An 18,416-nucleotide genomic window follows, 5' to 3' on the forward strand; every position below is an offset into this window, starting at 1 on the left:
CCGTTGATCGGCGGGGAGATGTACTACGGCCGGTGGCCGTCCTCGGTGTGGATGTCGCCGTGCGCGTGGATGTCGTTCGTCGCCGCGATGGACTTCCACGACTTCGGCTGCTTCGCCGCGGTCTTCGCGGACGCGATGGACGCACCCTTCGCCGCCGGTGCGGCCGGCTTGGTGGGCTGGTAGAGCCAGGTGTCGAAGAAGTCGGCGAGCGGCTTGCCGGACTTCTTCTCGGCGAACTTCACGAAGTCCGCGACCGAGGCGTTGCCGTACTTGTTCTCCGTCGGCCAGGCCTTGAGTATCGAGAAGAAGGTCTTGTCGCCGAGCTTGTTGCGCAGCGCCTGGAGGGCCAGCGCGCCGCGGTCGTAGACCGCGATGTCGAACTGGTTGTCCGGGCCCGGGTCGCCCGGCTTCACCTTCCAGAAGGCGTCGTCGGCCGGGTGCTGGTCGTACACGTAGTCCGCCAGCTCCTGCGCGGTGCCCTCGCCCTCCTTCTCCGACCACAGCCACTGGCTGTAGCGGGCGAAGCCCTCGTTGACCCAGATGTCCTTCCAGTCCTTCAGCGAGACGCTGTCGCCGTACCACTGGTGGGCCAGCTCGTGCACCACGACGGAGACGTTGGCGCCCGCGTCGAACGCCTTCTTGCCGTAGAAGGGGCGGGTCTGGGTCTCCAGCGCGTAACCCGCCGGGACGTTCGGCACGTACCCGCCGAGCGCGTTGAAGGGGTACGGCCCGAAGACCGTCTCCAGCCACTCGGCGGCCTCGGTGGTGCGCTCGATGCTGGCCTTCGCGGCGCCCTCGTTGCTGCCCAGGTCCTTGCTGACCGCGTTGATGACCGGCAGGCCGTTCGCGGTGGTGTCCTTGGTGATGTCGAACTTGCCGACCGCCAGCGTCGTCAGATACGTCGCCTGCGGCTTGTCCGAGCGCCAGTTGTAGCGCGTCCAGCCGAGCTTGGAGGTCTGCGAGAGCAGCACGCCGTTGCTGAGCGCCTGGGTGCCGTCCGGCACGGCCACCGAGATGTCGTACGTGGCCTTGTCGGTGGGGTGGTCGTTGCTCGGGTACCACCAGACCGCCGAGTCCGGTTCCTGTGCGACCACGCCGCCGTCCGGGGTGCGTGCCCAGGCCGTGAAGCCGTCGATCTTCAGCTCGGAGGGCTTGCCTGCGTACCGCACGACGACGCTGACGTCCTTGCCCTTGGGCAGCGGCGCGGCCGGCGTCACCTCCAACTCGTGCTTCCCCGAGGCCTTGAAGGACGCTTTCTTGCCGGTGACGCGGACCTCGCTGACCTTCAGGCCGAAGTCGAGGTTGAAGCGGGAGAGGTCCTGGGTGGTCTTCGCGAGCAGCGTCGCGGTGCCCTCCAGCAGGTCCGTCTTCGGCTGGTACTTCAGCCGCAGGTCGTAGTGGGAGACGTCGTACCCGCCGTTGCCGCTCTCGGGGTAGTAGGAGTCGCCTGCGCCCGGCGCGCCGGGGGAGTAGTCCGCAGCCGATGCCGGGATCGCCAGCAGCAGGCTGAGCACGGCCGCGCCCGGCACGAGGAGTCTGTGACGCACGAGTCCTCCAACTCGTCGGAGAGGCCGGTCCGTTCCGGCCTACGTGGGGGGTGGTGCCGACCCTGGTCGAGTCACTCCCGACCCTATGTACTCTCGCGCCTCACGTCAGGTGCATCGCCATATCTGACACATGACCGACATCGGGCCGTCATGGTCACTTCCGTCCCGGACACACTCTTACGTCGTGCCGGGGCCCCGCGCTACGGTCCGGCGGGTGACCATACGCACGCGGCTGGGCCGCATACCGTGGCAAGCGTTCGTCGTGGCGGCCACTGCCGCCCTGCTCGCCGTCCTGCTGCCGCCCGGTGGCACCGCACAGGCCGCGCCCCAAGGGGGGCGGGTCGCGGCCCCCGAAGGGACGCGGGGCGCCGCATCCGAGGGGGCTCGGGCCGCAGCGTCCGGGGAGAGCAGACCCGTGTACTCCTACGACCGCGCCATCCGTGAATCGGTATGGGTGGACACGAAACTGGACGGCGACTCGGACGGCAGGACCGACCGGGTCGCCGTCGACATCGTCCGGCCCCGCGAACCCGCACAGCAAGGCCGCCGCGTCCCCGTCATCATGGACGCGAGCCCGTACTACTCGTGCTGCGGCCGCGGCAACGAGAACCAGAAGAAGACCTACGACGCCGACGGCCGCCCCGTGCAGTTCCCGTTGTTCTACGACAACTACTTCGTGCCGCGCGGGTACGCCACGGTCCTGGTCGACCTCGCCGGCACCAACCGCTCGGACGGCTGCGTGGACGTCGGCGGCCGCTCCGACGTGCAGTCCGCCAAGGCCGTCGTGGACTGGCTGGCCGGCCGCGCCCGCGCCTACGACGCCCCCACGGGCGGCGAACGGGTCACCGCCGGCTGGTCCGACGGCAGGACCGGCATGATCGGCAAAAGTTACGACGGCACCGTGGCCAACGGCGTGGCCGCCACCGGAGTGCCGAATCTGAAGACCATCGTGCCCATCGGCTCGATCTCCTCCTGGTACGACTACTACTTCTCCCAGGGCGCCCCGCTCTACGACTCCGGCCCCGAGTGGCTGTCCGACCACGTCGAGAGCCCGGCCGCCCAGGGCCGTTGCGCCGCCGTCCAGAAGAACCTCGTCGACGGCGCCCCGCGCAGCGGCGACTGGACGGACCTGTGGTCGGAGCGCGACTACGTGAAGGACGCGCGCAAGGTGAAGGCGAGCGTCTTCGTGGTGCACGGTATGCAGGACCTCAATGTCCGCACCAAGCACTTCGGGCAGTGGTGGGACGCGCTCGCGAAGCACGGCGTCGAGCGCAAGATCTGGCTGTCCCAGACCGGCCACGTCGACCCGTTCGACTTCCGGCGGGAGACCTGGGTGCCCACGCTGCACCGGTGGTTCGACCACTACCTGATGGGCTACGACAACGGCATCGACCGCGCCCCCATGGCCGACGTCGAACGCGCCCCGGGGAAGTGGTCGACGGACCGCGTCTGGCCCGCACCCGGCACGGCCGTCCGTACGACCCTGCGGCCCGGCAAGGGGGACCTGCCGGGCGTCGGCGTGCTCGGGACGCGGCCCGCGCCCTCCGGCGCCACCGAGACCTTCACGGACGATCCGAAGCTGAGCGAGACCGACTGGGCCGCGCACGCCGACGAACCGACCGCCGCGAAGGCCGCGTTCCGCACCGCCCCGCTGGCCGCACCGCTGCGGCTGTCCGGCGCCGGCCGGGTCACCGTCACCGCCACGCCCTCCACCGCCACCGCCCACCTCTCGGCCGTCCTGGTCGACCTCGGTCCCGCGACCATCCGCAACTACGCCGGGACAGGCGAGGGCATCACGACACTGGACCGGCGCACCTGTTGGGGCGCGAGCCGGGACGGCGACAGCGCCTGCTACAAGGAGACCGCGCCCGACACCGAGAAGGTCGCGCAGACCGTCGTCAGCCGCGGCTGGGCCGACCTGGGCACCTATGCCGACCCGCACAAGGGCCGCCCGCTGACGCCCGGGAAGCCGTACACGATCACCCTGGACCTGGCCGCGACCGACCACGTCGTACCCGCCGGGCACCGGCTCGCCCTGATCATCGGCGGCACGGACGCCGGGCTCATCGACCCGCCGGCCACGAAGCCGACGCTCACCCTCGACCTGTCCCGCACCAAGGCCGAGCTGCCCCTCACGGGTGCCGCGCGCGCCCTCTCCGATACACCGCGCACGCCGCGTATCGAGGCCCAGCCGCTCGCCGGCATCGATACGCTGCGCTCGCTCCGCCCCGTGCCCGCCGCCCGCTGACCCCCGAGGCGGGCCGCACCGTATACGTGCAGCCCGCCCCGGAGAACCGTGTCCGCACCGCTCAAGGGAGACACCGCTTCGTGAGGTACAGATTCCGCACCGCACTGCTCGGCGTCGTCACCACCGCGCTCACCACGGCCTTTCTCGCCGGACCCGGCACGGCCGCCGCCGCGGGCCACGAAGGGCCGCGCACCGGCTTCGAGGAGAGCGACGGCGCCCGCTGGACCACCCAGCCCGAGGAACAGGAACTCCTCGCCCGCGCCGACCGGGAGAGCGCACGCATGCGCATCGACCGCATCGGCTCGACGAAGCAGGGCCGGCCGGTCCAGCTCGTCCGTATAGGCGCCGTGCGGCCGCCCTCCGCCGGCCAGGTGCGCCACGGGAACTCCGTCCTGCTGATCTGCTCCCAGCACGGCAACGAGCCCTCGGGCCGCGAGGCGTGCCTGTCCACGGTCCGCGACCTCGCCTACGCCACCGACGACGCCACCCGCCGCTTCCTCGCCCGTACCAGCGTCCTGGTCATCCCCACCGCCAATCCGGACGGGCGCGCCGCCAACACCCGCGGCAACTCCGACGGCGTGGACATCAACCGCGACCACATCGCCCTGCAGACCGCCGAGGCCCGTGCGATGGCCCGCGTCTTCCGCGACTACCGCCCCGACACCATCTACGACCTGCACGAGTACGGCGCCACCCCGCCGTACTACGACAAGGACCTGCTGGCACTGTGGCCGCGCAACCTCAACACCCCGAAGGCGGTGCACAAGGAGGCCACCACCCTCTCCGAGCGGTACGTGCGCCCCACCGTGCAGGACAGCGGCTTCAGCACCGGCATTTACGGCATCTGGACCGACCCCGAGACCGGTGAGCCCGTCAAGCAGGTGGCCGGCGACGGCCAAGAGCGCATCCTGCGCAACACGGCGGGCGTGAAGAACTCCGTCGGGCTGCTCGTGGAGACCCGTACGACGCCGCTCACCCAGGCCGAGAAGGACGATCCGGCCGTCAACAACCGGCGCCGGGTGGGCTCCCAACTCGCCGGACTGAAGGGCACCTTCGCCTTCCTCGGGGAGCGCCGTGGCCGAATCGAGGCGGCCACCACGACGGCCCGGCTGGCGGGTCTCGCGGATCGCGGGCCGGTCTACCTCGGCGGCGCCGACAACGACCCGGCCACCGAGGAGCAGGTCCTCAAGGACCCGCCGTGCGGCTACCGGCTGGACGGCGCCGCGTACGAGGAAGTCGGCGACGAACTGGCGCTGCACGGCCTACGGGTCGAACATGACGGTGCGGGCGCATTCGTCCGGCTGCGCCAGCCGCTGCGGGCGCTGGTGCCGTTGCTGCTGGACGGGCGGTCCGCGTATCACCTTACGGTCGCGAAGCCGTCTTCCAGGTGTTGAACCGTGGTAAGGGGTAATGGCTAGGGGAAATTCAGCCCATCGAAAGGTCACCACGTGACGGACAGAGAGAACGAACCGGAGGGCGGGAGCAGGGCGTCGAGCCCGATCGACCTGCCGCCGGACTCGCAACGTGCCCGCCCCGCCCAGACCGACCGGGTGGTCTTCGGTGTCACGGCACTGCTCACCCTGGCCTTCATCGTCTGGGGTGCCGTTTCGACGTCATCGCTGAAGAACGTCTCCACGTCCATGCTCGACTGGGTCATCAAGAACGGCGGATGGGGCTTCGTGCTGGCCGCCTCCGCCTTCGTGGTATTCGCCATCTGGCTGGCCATCAGCAAGTACGGACGGATCACTCTCGGTGCGGAAGGCGAACAGCCGGAATTCCGTACGGTGTCCTGGGTCGCGATGATGTTCAGCGCCGGTATGGGCATCGGCCTGATGTTCTACGGAGTGAGCGAGCCGCTGGGCCATTTCACCACCCATCCTCCGGGCACCCATCCCAAGGACGCCGCCGAGGCGATGGACACGGCGATGGCCACGACGCTGTTCCACTGGACGCTCCACCCGTGGGCGATCTACGCGGTGGTCGGCCTGGCCATCGCGTACAGCACCTTCCGGCGCGGGCGCCGGCAGACGATGAGTGCGGTCTTCACCCCGCTGATCGGTGCGCGCCGGGCCAACGGGGCGGGCGGCCGGATCATCGACATCCTCGCGATCTTCGCGACGCTCTTCGGGTCGGCCGCCTCGCTGGGCCTGGGGGCGCTGCAGATCGGCAGCGGCATCAAGGTGCTCGGCTGGAAGGACAGCGTCAGCACGACGCTGCTGGTCGTCATCATCACCGTGCTGACGATCGCGTTCATCCTCTCCGCGGTCTCCGGCGTGGCCAAGGGCATTCAGTGGCTGTCCAACATCAACATGGTGCTCGCGCTGATCCTGGCCGTCTTCGTGTTCGTCGCGGGGCCGACCGTGCTCATCCTGAACATGCTGCCCACCGGGCTGGCCACCTACCTCGGTGAACTGCCGCAACTGGCAGGCCGCACCGGTGCCAGCAGCGGCGCGAACGTCGACGCCTGGCTGCGCAGCTGGACGGTCTTCTACTGGGCGTGGTGGATCTCCTGGACGCCCTTCGTGGGCATGTTCATCGCGCGCATCAGTCGGGGCCGGACGATCCGCCAGTTCATCGGCGGCGTCATCCTCGTGCCCAGCGTCGTGAGCCTCATCTGGTTCGCGATCTTCGGCCAGTCCGCGATGTTCCTTGAGGACCGGGGCAAGCTGGGCAACGACACGACGCCCGAAGCCCAGCTCTTCGACGTCCTGCACCAGTACCCCGTCGCCTCGCTGATGAGCGTGCTCGTCATGATCCTGGTGGGCATCTTCTTCGTGTCCGGGGCGGATGCCGCATCGATCGTCATGGGCACGCTGTCACAGCGCGGCGCGTACGAGCCGACCCGGTTCGTCGTGGTCTTCTGGGGCGTGGTCACCGGTGCGGTGGCCGCCGTCATGCTGCTCATCGGGGGTGGCTCCGACTCCGCGCTGACAGGACTGCAGAACCTGACGATCCTGGTCGCGGCGCCCTTCACACTGGTCATGATCGTCATGTGTTGGGCGCTACTGAAGGACCTGCGCAGCGACCCGCTGATCGTCCGTGGACAGATCGGCGAGGAGGTCATCGAGGCCGCGGTCGTGGCCGGACACGAGAAGTACGAGGGCGACTTCGAGATCCGGATCGGGCCGACCACCGCCGATGGGGGCGGGGGGACAGCGGTCGTCACGGACTCGGACGGGCCCGCACCGGCGGGCACGGGGAAGGACTGAACCGCGCGAACGCGACGGCGGCGCTCGCCCCGCCGTCGCCCGTGTCACCGGAGCGGAGGGCCGCCGCGGCCCTCCGCTCCGGCGCGTCCGGGGCCGTTCAGGATGCTGCGTCCAGCAGCCGCAGCACCTCGTCCGCGCAGCCCCACGCCACGGTGACGCCCGCACCGCCGTGCCCGTAGTTGTGCACGCACAGCCCGCCGCCCGGCAGCCGCTCGGCCTCCAGGCGCACCGCGGGCCGGGCCGGGCGCAGCCCCACCCGGTGCGCGAGTACCCGCGCCTCGGCGAGCGCCGGATGGACGCGGGCGCAGCGCGCCACGATCGCCTCGGCGACCGCCGGGTCGGGCGTGGTGGACCACGCGCCCTCGACCGCCGTGCCGCCCAGCACGACCCCGTACGGCTGCGGCAGCACGTACGTCGTGGTGTCCGCGTGCCCGTCGGCGTCGACGAACCACTCCTCGACGCCCGGGTTCTCGACGATCACCAATTGGCCCTGCACGGGGCGCACCTCCGGGTCGGGCACCAGCTCCCGGGCGCCCAGGCCCGAGCAGTTCACCACCGCGCCGGCCTCCTGCGCGAGGTCATCGAGGGAGTCGGCGGGACGCCGCTCCACGGTGCCGCCCGCTGCGGCCAGCCGCCGCTCCAGGTACTGAAGGTGTGCGTCCATCGCCACCAGAGGAGTGCGGGCCCGCAGGCCCTCGGGTATGCCGGCGGGCAGCTCCTCCGGGCGCGCGGCGCGCAGCCCCGGTACGGCCTCCCGCCAGCGGTCGGGCACCGTCGCCGCCGCCATCGTGCCCGTCGCCATCCGTACGCCGGTGCCGTCCGTGCCGGCCAGCTCGGACAGGGCCTCGTAGCCGCGCACCGACCACTGGACCGCTGCCGCCTCCGGGAGGATGCGGTACGGCCAGCAGAGCCCGCCCGCCACCGAGGACGTCGTACCCACCGCCGGGTCCCGGCTGAGCACGCGTACCGTCCGGCCCGCCTCGGCGAGGCGGACGGCGCAGGTCAGCCCGGTGACTCCGGCTCCGATCACGATCACATCGTTCGTCATGCGAGGACCGTATCCGGAGTCCCTCCACCGTTTTGTGATCTTGCGTTGACCTGTCGGCAGCGACCTGGACAATGCGGGCACTTAGGCTGGTAGCAGCACACCGTCGGCCGACGACGCCCCACGGACCGTCCGTACTCGTACGCAGCGAGGACCTCTACCGCATCCGTACGCAGCCGACCCGAGGAGGCTCATGCCCCGCGCCGTACCCGTCTGGCTCGCCCATCCGTTCCGCTGGCAGCGGCTGCCCGTCCCGTGGCCGGCGGTGGTCAGGGGGGCGTTGTGCGCCGGGCCGCTGCTGGGCGCCGGCGTCGCCACCGGCCACCCGGCCGCGGGTGTGCTCGCCGGCCTGGGCTCGATGCTCGCGGGCGTCAACGACCGGCCCGGCACCCGCCGCAAGGGCGTGCTGCACATCGGACTCCCCGCGCTCGCCGTCGCGCTGGGCATGTTCGCCGGCGCCTCGCTGTCGGGCGTCGGTTGGTGGCTGGTGCTCGCCCTCTTCGGCATCGGGTTCGTCTCCGGCGCCGGCAGCGTCGCCGGGCCCGTGCGCTCCACCGCCGGCATGCAGATGCTGGCCGCTGCGATCCTCGGTGCCGGCATGCCGCTGCCGCACCTGGAACCGTGGCAGAAGAGCCTGCTGACGCTGGTCGGGGCGGGCTGGCTGCTCCTGCTGCGGCTGGTGCTGCGCACGCCCCGGCCGGCGGGCGGCTCGCTCAGCGGCGAGCGCGCGGCCGTCGCCACGGTCTTCGACGCGCTCGCCGAGGCGCTGACCGCCGTCGGCACGCCGGGCGCCGAACCGGCCAGGCGCCGGCTCACCACGGCCCTGGACCGGGCGGACGAGGCCATGCGGCTGCGCCGGCTGCTGCGCCGCAGGCCCCGCGCGGACGAGCGGCGGCTCATCGAACGCTTCGCCGCCGCCACGGCACTGTGCGAGGCGAGCGTCGCGTTGCTCTGGGAGGCACAGCCGCTGCCCGCACGCATCGCCGACGGGCCGCGCGCCCTCGCCGCCGCCCTGCGGACCGGACGGCCGCCCGGCCGGCTGCCGGCGCCCGAGACCTCCACGCCTGCCCGCAGCGCCTTCGACCGGGCGCTGCTGGACGCCGCGGTGGTCTTCGCCCGCACGCTGCCACCGAGCGGCGGGGCCGCCACGGGGGCGACCGACGAGCGGCTCCTCCGTGGGCTGCGCCCGGCCCTCGGGGGGCCCGGCGCGACCCCGGAGGAGGTGGCCGGCGCCGCCGGCGACCCGACCGCACCCAAGGGCACGGGTGAACCCGCCGCACCCCGGGGCAGCGGTGCTCCCGCCGCACCTGGGGACAGCGGTGCTCCCGCCGCATCCCAGGGCAGTGGGGCCTGGTCCTCCTTCGGGTCGCGCGCGGCCTTCGACACCGGGCGCTGGGCTTCCGTCCTGCGCGGCGTCGCGGGCGTGTTCGCCTGGCGCCGCGGACCCGGCCGCCGCGTGTTCGGGCCGGCCGGACGCGACTACGGGCTGCGGGTCGGCCTCTGCATCGCGGCCTGCGCCGCCACGGCGCTCTTCTTGCGCGCCGAGCACTGGTACTGGCTGCCCGCCACCGCCACGTTCCTCGTGAAGCCGGACCTCGGGCCGCTGTTCTCGCGTACGGTCAACCGGTTCGCCGGTACCGCCTGCGGCGTGCTGGTCTTCGCGCTCGCCGGGCCGGCCCTGCCCGGCGCGTGGTGGCCGGTGGTGATGGCGACCGCGGGCGGCGCGCTGCTGCCGTTCGCGACCCGGCACTTCGCTCTGCAGACCGTCGCCATCACGCTGATGGTGCTGTCGTTCGTGCACGTCAGCGGCGCGCCGGAGGCGGCACCCGAGCGAATCGTCGACACCGCGATCGCCTGTCTCATCGTGGTCGTCGTCGGCCACCTGCCGCGGCTGGCCGACCCGCGCCGCCGAGTAGGGCCACGAGTGGGCGCCGCGCTGCGCTGCACGGAGGCGTACCTGCGCCAGGTGCTCGCCACCGGGCCCGGCGCGGACACGGGGGAGCGGCTGGCGCTCCGCCGGGCCGCCTACCAGGCGCTGGGAGAGGCCCGTACGGCCGCCGAGATGGCGGCGGCCGAACTGCTGGCGCGCCGGACCGGCGCCCCCGACTGGCCGACCGTCGTCAAGGCCGCCGAACGCATCGTGGACGCGACGACCGCCGCCGCCGTCCGACTGGACCAGGGCGCGCAGCGGCCCAGCGAGGAGGACGCGCGGCGGCTGTGCGCGGTGCTGACGGAGATGGCGGGGGCGCTGGACGCCCCGCGCCGGCACCGCCCCCGACTGCTGCCCCCGCCCACGCTGGAGTCGGCACCGGACTGCGCCACGCTCAGCGACGTCGCAGCCGAACTGGAACGAATGCGGGGGTACGCGGGGGCGGTCTGAGACGGTACGCGGGGGCGGCCTGAGGCGTACGAAGGCACCGAGCTTCTTCGGGGGCGATCCGAGGCGTACGGGGCGCCGCGCGCCTCAGGCACACGAAGGCGCCGCGCGTCCCTGGCGTACGGGGGCGCGGCGCTCGTCGTCTCATCGGGTGGGGAGCGCGCCGCCGTTCACGTGCAGGACCTGGCCTGTGATGTGCCGCGCCGCCGGGGAGGCCAGGAACGCCACGGCGCCCGCCACGTCCTCGGGGGAGCCGGGCCGGTCGACGGCGGTCTCCGTCACCAACTGGGTACGCCGCTCATCGGTGAGCCGGTCCCGGAAGAACTCGGTGTCGGCGATGTAGCCGGGCGCGACCACGTTGGCGGTGATCCCGCGCGCCCCCAGGGTGCGGGCCAGGTCGATGTTCCACGTCGAGAGGCCGGCCTTCGCCGCACCGTACGAACCGCCTCCCCGGGCGGCGGCGATCGACCCGATGTGCACGACCGCACCGCCTTCGGCGAGCCGTCCCTCCAGGGCCTTCGTCGTCAGCGCTGCGCTGACCAGGTTCGCGTCGAGGTTGGCACGGAAGTCGTGGGCGTACGACGCCAGGTCCGGTGCCGCGTCCGATGCCGCGTCCGATGCCGCGTCCGACGTCACGTCCGATGCCGTGTCCGTATCGAAGTCGGTGTTCCCGCCCGCGTTGTTGACCAGCACGTCGACGCTGCCGGGCAGCTCGGCGAGCAGCCGGGTGAGCGCTTCGGGGTCGGTGTGGTCGCAGACCACGGTGCGGGCGCCGATACGGTCCGCCGCCTCCTTGAGCGGCCCGGCGCGCCGGCCGGTGACGACCACCGCTTCCCCCTGCTCGGCGAAGTGCCGCGCGATGGCGTAGCCGATGCCCGTGCCGCCGCCGGTGACCAGGACGTTGCGTGTCATAAGCTGAACCCCTCACATCCATTCAGGTCTAAATTTAGAGCTAAACGTAGCAGGGGAGAGGGGAGCCGTGGCAAGGGAGAACGGGCCGCAGGACGAGGACGGTCGGCAGGGGGAGGCCGGTCGACAAGGAGAGGGCAGGGTTCCGTCCGACCCCGTGCGCGACATCGCCGCCGCGTGGGAGCGCGAGCGTCCGGGCACGCCCGTCTCGTCGATCGGGATCGTCACGAGCATCTGGCAGCTGGCCAAGCTGTTCGGCGACGACCGTCGCCGCACGCTCGCCCGCGCCGGCGTGGACACCGCCACTCTGGACCTGCTCAGCGTGTTGCGGCGGAGCGGGCCGCCCTACACCCTCAGCACCCGAGAGATCGGCCGCCGCAGCATGATCACGGCCGGCGCCGTCTCCCAGCGGGTGGCCCGTGCCGAACGGGAGAACCTGGTGTCCCGTGGGCCCGCGCAGGGCCGGCCGCGCACCGTGGAGGTCACGCTGACCGCGACGGGGCACGAGGTCGTCGAGGCGACCGTGGACCAGGTGCTGCACCGGGAGGCCGAGCTCCTCGACGGGCTCGCCCCCGAGAAGCAGGCCGAGCTGACCGCCCTGCTCCGCGCCCTCCTCGCGGACGTCCAGCACCGCCTCGGCGACGACCGCCTGACGCACGTCGGCGAGGACTGACGCAGGGCCCCGGACGGCGGCGGGTGGCGGCGGCGCTCAGGCCGGGCCACCCGCCACCCGGTGTATGGGCTTATCGCCCGCCGACCGGGTCTACGGGCTATCGCCCGCCGCCGTCCTTGCCGAGCAGGCCCGCGCGGCGCAGCGCGTCGGCCATCGCACCGTTCGCGGGGGCCGCGTCCCGACCGCCGCCGCGTCCGCCGCGGCCGTTGCCGCCGTCCCGGCGGCCCTGGCCGCCGCCCTGCCGCTGCCGCGGCGTGCCGGCGCGCCGTTCGCCGCCGCGCTCCTCGCGGCGCCCGCCACGGCCGCCGGAGCCGCCCTGGCCGCCCTGCCCGGAGGCCGCGCTGTGGTCGTCGTCCAGCCGCAGCGTCAGCGAGATCCGCTTGCGCGGGATGTCGACGTCGAGCACCTTCACGCGCACGATGTCACCCGGCTTCACCACGTCACGCGGGTCCTTGACGAACGTCTTCGACATCGCCGAGACGTGCACGAGTCCGTCCTGGTGCACGCCGATGTCCACGAAGGCACCGAAGGCGGCGACGTTCGTGACGACGCCCTCCAGGAGCATCCCGGGCTGCAGGTCGCCGATCTTCTCGACGCCCTCCTTGAAGGTCGCCGTCTTGAACTCCGGCCGCGGGTCCCGTCCCGGCTTCTCCAGCTCGCTCAGGATGTCCGTGACGGTCGGCAGACCGAAGGAGTCGTCCACGAAGTCGGCCGGCTTCAGGGTGCGCAGCACGGCGGTGTTGCCGATCAGCGAGGGCACGTCGCTGCCCGCCGCAGTGACGATCCGCCGCACCACGGGGTAGGCCTCCGGGTGCACGCTGGAGGCATCCAGCGGGTCGTCACCGCCGCGGATCCGGAGGAAGCCCGCGCACTGCTCGTACGCCTTCGGGCCCAGCCGCGCCACGTCCTTGAGCGCCTTGCGGGTACGGAACGGGCCGTTGGAGTCGCGGTGCGCCACGATGTTCTCGGCCAGCCCCGAACCGATGCCGGAGACGCGGGAGAGCAGCGGCGCGGACGCGGTGTTGACGTCCACGCCGACGCCGTTCACGCAGTCCTCGACGACCGCGTCCAGGGAGCGCGAGAGCTTCACCTCGGACAGGTCGTGCTGGTACTGGCCGACACCGATCGACTTCGGGTCGATCTTGACCAGTTCGGCCAGCGGGTCCTGGAGGCGGCGTGCGATGGACACCGCGCCCCGCAGGGAGACGTCCAGGTCCGGCAGCTCCTGGGAGGCGAAGGCGGAGGCGGAGTACACCGAGGCGCCCGCCTCGGAGACCATCACCTTCGTCAGCTTCAACTCCGGCTGCGCGGCGATCAGATCGGCGGCCAGCTTGTCCGTCTCACGAGAGGCCGTGCCGTTGCCGATCGCGATGAGCTCCACATCGTGCTCGCGCGCCAGCTTCGCCAGAGTGGCCAGCGCGGCGTCCCACTTCTGTTGCGGCACGTGCGGGTAGATCGTGTCCGTGGCGGCCACCTTGCCGGTCGCGTCCACGACGGCCACCTTCACGCCCGTACGGAAGCCGGGGTCCAGGCCCATCGTGGCGCGGGTGCCGGCCGGCGCGGCCAGCAGCAGATCGCGAAGGTTGGACGCGAAGACCCGTACCGCCTCGTCCTCGGCGGCCTGCCGCAGCCGCAGCCGCAGGTCGATGCCGAGGTGCACCAGGACACGGGTCCGCCACGCCCAGCGCACGGTGTCCAGCAGCCAGCCGTCGGCCGGACGGCCGCGGTCGGCGATCCCGAAGCGGTGGGCGATGGACTGCTCGTACGACGTCCGGCCCTCGGAGGGCTCCGTCTCCGGCTCCAGCGCGAGGTCGAGGACCTCCTCCTTCTCGCCGCGGAACAGGGCCAGGACGCGGTGCGAGGGCAGCTCCGTGAACGGCTCGGCGAAGTCGAAGTAGTCGGCGAACTTCGCGCCCGGCCCCTCTTTGCTGTCGCCTTTACCCTCGCGGACCTTCGAGGCGACCTGGCCGCGGGTCCACATCCGCTCGCGCAGCTCGCCGATGAGGTCGGCGTCCTCGCTGAACCGTTCGGTGAGGATGGCCCGCGCGCCTTCAAGGGCGGCTGCCGGATCGGCCACGCCCTTGTCGGCGTCCACGAACGCGGCGGCGGCCGCCTGCGGCTCCACGGACGGGTCGCTCAGGAGACCGTCCGCGAGCGGCTCCAGCCCCGCCTCACGGGCGATCTGGGCCTTCGTACGCCGCTTCGGCTTGAACGGCAGGTAGATGTCCTCCAGGCGGGCCTTGGACTCCGCGCCCCGGATCTGTGCCTCCAGCGCCGCGTCCAGCTTCCCCTGGGACCGTACGGACTCCAGGACCGCCGTCCGGCGCTCCTCCAGCTCCCGCAGGTAGCGCAGCCGCTCCTCCAACGCGCGCAGCTGCGCGTCGTCGAGCATCTCGGTCGCTTCCTTGCGGTACCGGGCGATGAACGGCACGGTCGAGCCGCCGTCGAGCAGTTCGACCGCGGCCTTCACCTGCCGCTCCTTGACGCCGAGCTCCTCGGCGATCCTGCTCTCGATGGACCCCAGGGCCCCGGGAGCCCCCGGGGACTGGATGGGCCCGGTGGACTCGGTGGTTGCCGTCACGATGCTCCCGACCTGCCTTCTCGCGCTGTGCTTGAGCCTGCATTGTGCAGGGTCGCGGTCCGGCCTGTCGCGTGACCCGGGCAGGTGGCCACAGGTGTGACAAGAGGCACGGCACCAGGGCGGGCCGCCGGACGGCCGGCGGCCCGCCCCGAAGGCCGGCTCAGCCCTGGCCGAACAGGTCGGCGGGGAACGCCCCGTTGCCGACCGCGGTGGTGGTGAACGTCGTGGCCAGCTCGGTCAGCCGGGCCACGTCCGCCGCACCGAGGCTCTCGTACGGAGCCGCGTCCAGGCGGTCGGTGGCGTCCTCCAGGTCGGCGCGGAGCTGCGTACCGGCCTCCGTCAGGCCGTACTCGGCGTCCAGGATGCCGCGGTCGCGCAGCGCGTCGCGCGCGCCCTCCCACTCCTCGGCCGACCAGCCGCGGGTCGCCAGGATCCACTTGGTGCTCATGCCGCGGCCGCTGGCGGTGTGCGAGGCGAGCGCCTCAAGGGGGCCCAGGCCGGCGTCGGCGAGCGCGATGAGGTGGCCGTCGCCGCGGTGCTCGCGCAGCAGCGTCGCGGCGTGCCAGTACGCCAGGTGCGGCGCCTCGGGCACCGGGAGGTCGGCGTGCGCGGCGTACAGCGGCCGGGCGTGTCGGGAGCAGGCCTCGGTGGCGCGCAGCGCGAGCCGGGCCGCCTCGGCCATCTCGGCGGACTCCACGAGCTCGTCGCCCAGCAGCCGGCGCAGCGTGCTGTCGGCGGCGCGCAGCCGGGCGTCGAGCACCTGCTGCGGCGTGACGACCGACCAGGCCTCCGGGAGGTGCCGGGCGATCAGCTCGTACTTGAAGTTGTAGAACGTCGCGGCGACGACGCCGGGGCCCACCGGGCCCATCGCGGCGGCCCGGCCGAGGAAGTAGGCGGCGCTGCGGTCCTCGATGCCGAGCTTCGCCATCTCGGTCGGGAAGTCCGGGGAGAAGTACACCGTGGAGTGCAGCGGGTTGATCACGTTGTGACAGCGTCGCCCGGCGCGGTCGGGCAGCGCGGAGCCGTTCTGGGAAGCCGTGGTGGTCATGGCAGCACGTTACCGACCCGTCGGTATGCCCGGTAGGCCGGGGCGGGCGGAGGACCGCGCCGACCGCCGTGGCAGGAAAGGTGGGAAAGTCGTCATTGCCGCCACTCCGCGCCGCATCCACGATGGGGCCATGCCACCGCACGACGTACTGGTCGTCCTCTACGACGATCTCCAGAGCCTGGACGTCACCGGCCCCCTGGAGGTCTTCACGGGCGCCGGCCACTGTGTGCCCGGCGCTTACCGGGTCCGTACCGCCACGCTCGACGGCGCCCCCGTACGCACCTCCAGCGGCCTGCGCATCACGCCGGACCTGGCGCTCCCCGAAGCGGCGCCGCCGGACACCCTCCTGGTGCCCGGCGGGCAGGGCACGAGGGAGCCCGACCCGCGGCTCGTCGACTGGCTGCGCACTCATGCGCCGCGGGCCGGCCGCAAGGTCTCGGTCTGCACGGGCGCCTTCCTGCTGGCCGCAGCGGGCCTGCTGGAGGGGCGCCGCGCCACCACGCACTGGGCGATGTGCGACGCGCTGGCCGGCCGCTTCCCGGGCGTCCACGTCGATCCTGAGCCGATCTTCATCCGGGACGGCGACCTGGCCACCTCGGCCGGCGTCACCGCGGGCATCGACCTGGCGCTGGCTCTCGTGGAGGAGGACCACGGGCGGGACGTCGCGCTGACCGTCGCCCGCCATCTCGTCGTCTTCCTGCGCCGCCCCGGCAGCCAGACCCAGTTCAGCGCCCAGCTCGCCGCGCAGACCGCGGAACGCCCGCCGCTGCGCGAGGTGCAGCACTGGATCACCGAGCACCCGGCCGCCGACCTGTCCGTCGAAGCGCTCGCGTCCCGCTCGGGGCTCTCACCACGCCACTTCGCGCGGGCGTTCCGTGACGAAGTCGGCATGACGCCAGGTCGTTATGTCGACAGAGTGCGGCTGGAGGCGGCGCGCCGACTCTTGGAGGACACCACGGACGGCGTCGGACGCGTCGCACGCCGCTGCGGATACGGCACCCCCGAAGCCATGCGCCGCGCCTTCCTGCGCGCCCTCGGCACCGGCCCGGCGGAGTACCGCCGCCGGTACCGCCCGCACCACCCGACGGCCCCTCAGCCGTCGGCCGCACGCTGACGAACGCTACCGAACGCTGATGACCGCCGACGAACGCTGATGACCGCTGCCGAACGCTGACGAACGTTGACGAAGGGGCACCTCATGCAGATCGCGATCCTCCTCTACGACCGCTTCACCGCCCTGGACGCCATCGGGCCGTACGACACGCTCGGACGGCTGCCCGGCGCGGAGACGGTCTTCGTGGGCCAGCGCACGGGCCCCGTACGCAACGACAGCCACGGCCTCGCGATGGTCGCCGACGCCACCCTGGAAGAGGTCACCGCGCCCGACATCCTGGTCGTGCCCGGCGGCCCCGGGCAGAGCGACCTGATGGCCGACGGCCCGCTCCTCGAATGGCTGCGCGCCGTCGACACCGCCACCACCTGGACCACCTCCGTGTGCACGGGCTCGCTGCTGCTGGCCGCCGCCGGGTTGTTGGAGGGGCGCCGCGCCACCTCCCACTGGCTCGCGCTGGACCAGCTCAAGGAGTACGGCGCCGCGCCCACGGGGGAGCGGGTCGTCTTCGACGGCAAGTACGTCACGGCGGCCGGCGTCTCCTCGGGCATCGACATGGGCCTGACCCTGCTGGGCCGGCTCCAGGGCGACGAACTCGCGCAGACCGTGCAGCTGGCCATCGAGTACGACCCGCAGCCGCCGTACGACAGCGGCTCCCCGGAGAAGGCCCCGGTCGGAATCGTCGAGGCGCTGCGCGGCAGGAGTCGGCTGGTGCTCAAGGGCTCCGACGGCCCGGCGAACTGACCACCGCGCCCCCGCCGCGCGTCAACTCTCGCCCCGCCGCGGGTCAACTCTTGCCCCGTGGCGGGTCAACACCCCTCCCGCCGCAGGTCAGCGGAGTTGTCAGTGGTGCCGGTTACGGTGCTGCCATGACTCGGATGACGTTCGACCGGCACTGCGGCGAAATCGTCGCGCAGACCGACCTGTTGCGTTCCCACATCCAGGGTGCCGACCTGTCGGTCCCGGTCCCGTCCTGCCCCGGCTGGACCGTCAACCAGCTCCTGCGGCACCTGGGCGGTGCCCAGCGGTGGGCGGCGGAGACGGTACGCGGCCGGGTGACGGAGCCGCTGCCCGAGGGCCACTTCCGCGACCTCTCGCCGTACGTGGGTGAGGACCCGGCCATCCTCGACGGCTGGCTCGCCGAGGGGGCCGGGGAGCTCGCCGACGCGCTCCGGGAGGCCGGGCCGGACGCGGAGCTGTGGACCCCGGTCCCGGGGGAGCGGACCGCGTTCTACGCCCGCCGCTTCGCGCACGAGACGGCGCTGCACCGCGCCGACGCCGCGCTCGCCCTCGGCGTGCCGTACGACCTCGACGAGGAGGTGGCGCTGGACGCGGTCGACGAGTGGCTGTCGCTCGGCTCGCTGCCGATGATGTTCGACCACCACCCCGAGCTGCGCGAGCTGCTCGGCCCCGGCCGCACGCTGCACTTCCACGCCACGAACACCGCTCCCGAGGCGGCGGCGGAATGGGTGGTCGACCTCACCGGCGACGGCATCACCTGGCGCCGGGCACACGAGAAGGCCGCGGTCGCCGTGCGCGGGCCGCTCGTCGAACTGCTGCTGACGCTCTACCGGCGGCGCTCCCCGCACGACGGCACCGTCGAGGTCATCGGCGACGCGAAGCTGCTGGACTTCTGGCAGGAGCGGGTCGCCTTCGGATGAGTCCCCC

The 18,416-nt window shown here is 72.6% G+C and carries 13 protein-coding genes; 8 read left to right on the forward strand and 5 right to left on the reverse strand.

The genetic code is table 11. The annotated features are described in order from the left end of the window. Positions 1-23 precede the first annotated feature (23 nt). The gene (locus IF20_RS20095; RefSeq protein WP_052866616.1) at positions 24-1,547 is read right to left on the reverse strand and encodes a M1 family metallopeptidase; all 1,524 of its coding nucleotides are present in this window, start codon (positions 1,545-1,547) and stop codon (positions 24-26) included. Positions 1,548-1,761: 214 nt separating this feature from the next. Between IF20_RS20095 and IF20_RS20100 the strand changes: the two genes are divergently transcribed. From IF20_RS20100 to IF20_RS20110, 3 genes are all read left to right on the forward strand, one after another. Next, a complete protein-coding gene (locus tag IF20_RS20100; RefSeq protein ID WP_052866617.1) occupies positions 1,762-3,795 on the forward strand; it encodes a Xaa-Pro dipeptidyl-peptidase in 2,034 nt (677 codons plus the stop codon). Positions 3,796-3,875: 80 nt separating this feature from the next. Further along, on the forward strand, positions 3,876-5,189 hold the full coding sequence (locus IF20_RS20105; RefSeq protein ID WP_052866618.1) for a M14 family metallopeptidase: 1,314 nt from the start codon (positions 3,876-3,878) through the stop codon (positions 5,187-5,189). Positions 5,190-5,294: 105 nt separating this feature from the next. Next, positions 5,295-7,004, forward strand: a complete 1,710-nt coding sequence (locus IF20_RS20110; protein ID WP_052866666.1) for a BCCT family transporter — start codon at positions 5,295-5,297, stop codon at positions 7,002-7,004. Positions 7,005-7,101: 97 nt separating this feature from the next. On the opposite strand, the gene IF20_RS20115 is transcribed toward IF20_RS20110, so the two are convergent. Then, on the reverse strand, positions 7,102-8,052 hold the full coding sequence (locus tag IF20_RS20115; RefSeq protein ID WP_052866619.1) for an FAD-dependent oxidoreductase: 951 nt from the start codon (positions 8,050-8,052) through the stop codon (positions 7,102-7,104). Between the two features lie 190 nt (positions 8,053-8,242). Between IF20_RS20115 and IF20_RS20120 the strand changes: the two genes are divergently transcribed. Continuing rightward, on the forward strand, positions 8,243-10,429 hold the full coding sequence (locus tag IF20_RS20120) for an FUSC family protein (RefSeq protein WP_052866620.1): 2,187 nt from the start codon (positions 8,243-8,245) through the stop codon (positions 10,427-10,429). Positions 10,430-10,570: 141 nt separating this feature from the next. Here IF20_RS20120 and IF20_RS20125 read toward each other — a convergent pair whose 3' ends face one another. Then, positions 10,571-11,338 carry an SDR family NAD(P)-dependent oxidoreductase gene (locus tag IF20_RS20125; RefSeq protein WP_052866621.1) on the reverse strand — a complete coding sequence of 256 codons (768 nt, stop codon included), beginning with the start codon at positions 11,336-11,338 and terminating at the stop codon, positions 10,571-10,573. A 154-nt stretch (positions 11,339-11,492) separates the two neighbouring features. On the opposite strand from IF20_RS20125, the gene IF20_RS20130 reads away from it, so the two are divergent. Continuing rightward, complete coding sequence (locus tag IF20_RS20130; RefSeq protein WP_052866622.1) at positions 11,493-12,008, forward strand: MarR family winged helix-turn-helix transcriptional regulator; 516 nt, start codon at positions 11,493-11,495, stop codon at positions 12,006-12,008. A gap of 97 nt (positions 12,009-12,105) precedes the next feature. Here IF20_RS20130 and IF20_RS20135 read toward each other — a convergent pair whose 3' ends face one another. Continuing rightward, entirely contained in the window at positions 12,106-14,559 is a 2,454-nt protein-coding gene (locus tag IF20_RS20135; RefSeq protein WP_052866667.1) for a Tex family protein, read from the reverse strand. Positions 14,560-14,749: 190 nt separating this feature from the next. Further along, the gene (locus IF20_RS20140; RefSeq protein WP_052866623.1) at positions 14,750-15,637 is read right to left on the reverse strand and encodes an SCO6745 family protein; all 888 of its coding nucleotides are present in this window, start codon (positions 15,635-15,637) and stop codon (positions 14,750-14,752) included. Positions 15,638-15,767: 130 nt separating this feature from the next. Here IF20_RS20140 and IF20_RS20145 point away from each other — a divergent pair, with 130 nt between their 5' ends. The 3 genes from IF20_RS20145 to IF20_RS20155 all read left to right on the forward strand — a co-directional run bounded on the left by IF20_RS20145 (position 15,768) and on the right by IF20_RS20155 (position 18,409). Beyond that, a complete protein-coding gene (locus tag IF20_RS20145; protein ID WP_052866624.1) occupies positions 15,768-16,751 on the forward strand; it encodes a GlxA family transcriptional regulator in 984 nt (327 codons plus the stop codon). Between the two features lie 84 nt (positions 16,752-16,835). Beyond that, a complete protein-coding gene (locus tag IF20_RS20150) occupies positions 16,836-17,492 on the forward strand; it encodes a DJ-1/PfpI family protein (RefSeq protein ID WP_052866625.1) in 657 nt (218 codons plus the stop codon). A gap of 125 nt (positions 17,493-17,617) precedes the next feature. Beyond that, entirely contained in the window at positions 17,618-18,409 is a 792-nt protein-coding gene (locus IF20_RS20155) for a maleylpyruvate isomerase family mycothiol-dependent enzyme (protein WP_052866626.1), read from the forward strand. The last annotated feature ends 7 nt before the right edge of the window (positions 18,410-18,416 follow it).

This window comes from Streptomyces niger, from assembly GCF_000718305.1.
Taxonomy (GTDB): Bacteria; Actinomycetota; Actinomycetes; order Streptomycetales; family Streptomycetaceae; genus Streptomyces; species Streptomyces niger.

What these genes read in the sequence shown, in the direction of transcription:
- IF20_RS20115 (WP_052866619.1), bottom strand. Translation starts at nt 8,052, where the DNA reads ATGACGAACGATGTGATCGTGATCGGAGCCGGAGTCACCGGGCTGACC.
- IF20_RS20140 (WP_052866623.1), bottom strand. Translation starts at nt 15,637, where the DNA reads ATGACCACCACGGCTTCCCAGAACGGCTCCGCGCTGCCCGACCGCGCC.
- IF20_RS20120 (WP_052866620.1), top strand. Translation starts at nt 8,243, where the DNA reads ATGCCCCGCGCCGTACCCGTCTGGCTCGCCCATCCGTTCCGCTGGCAG.
- IF20_RS20155 (WP_052866626.1), top strand. Translation starts at nt 17,618, where the DNA reads ATGACTCGGATGACGTTCGACCGGCACTGCGGCGAAATCGTCGCGCAG.
- IF20_RS20150 (WP_052866625.1), top strand. Translation starts at nt 16,836, where the DNA reads ATGCAGATCGCGATCCTCCTCTACGACCGCTTCACCGCCCTGGACGCC.
- IF20_RS20145 (WP_052866624.1), top strand. Translation starts at nt 15,768, where the DNA reads ATGCCACCGCACGACGTACTGGTCGTCCTCTACGACGATCTCCAGAGC.
- IF20_RS20125 (WP_052866621.1), bottom strand. Translation starts at nt 11,338, where the DNA reads ATGACACGCAACGTCCTGGTCACCGGCGGCGGCACGGGCATCGGCTAC.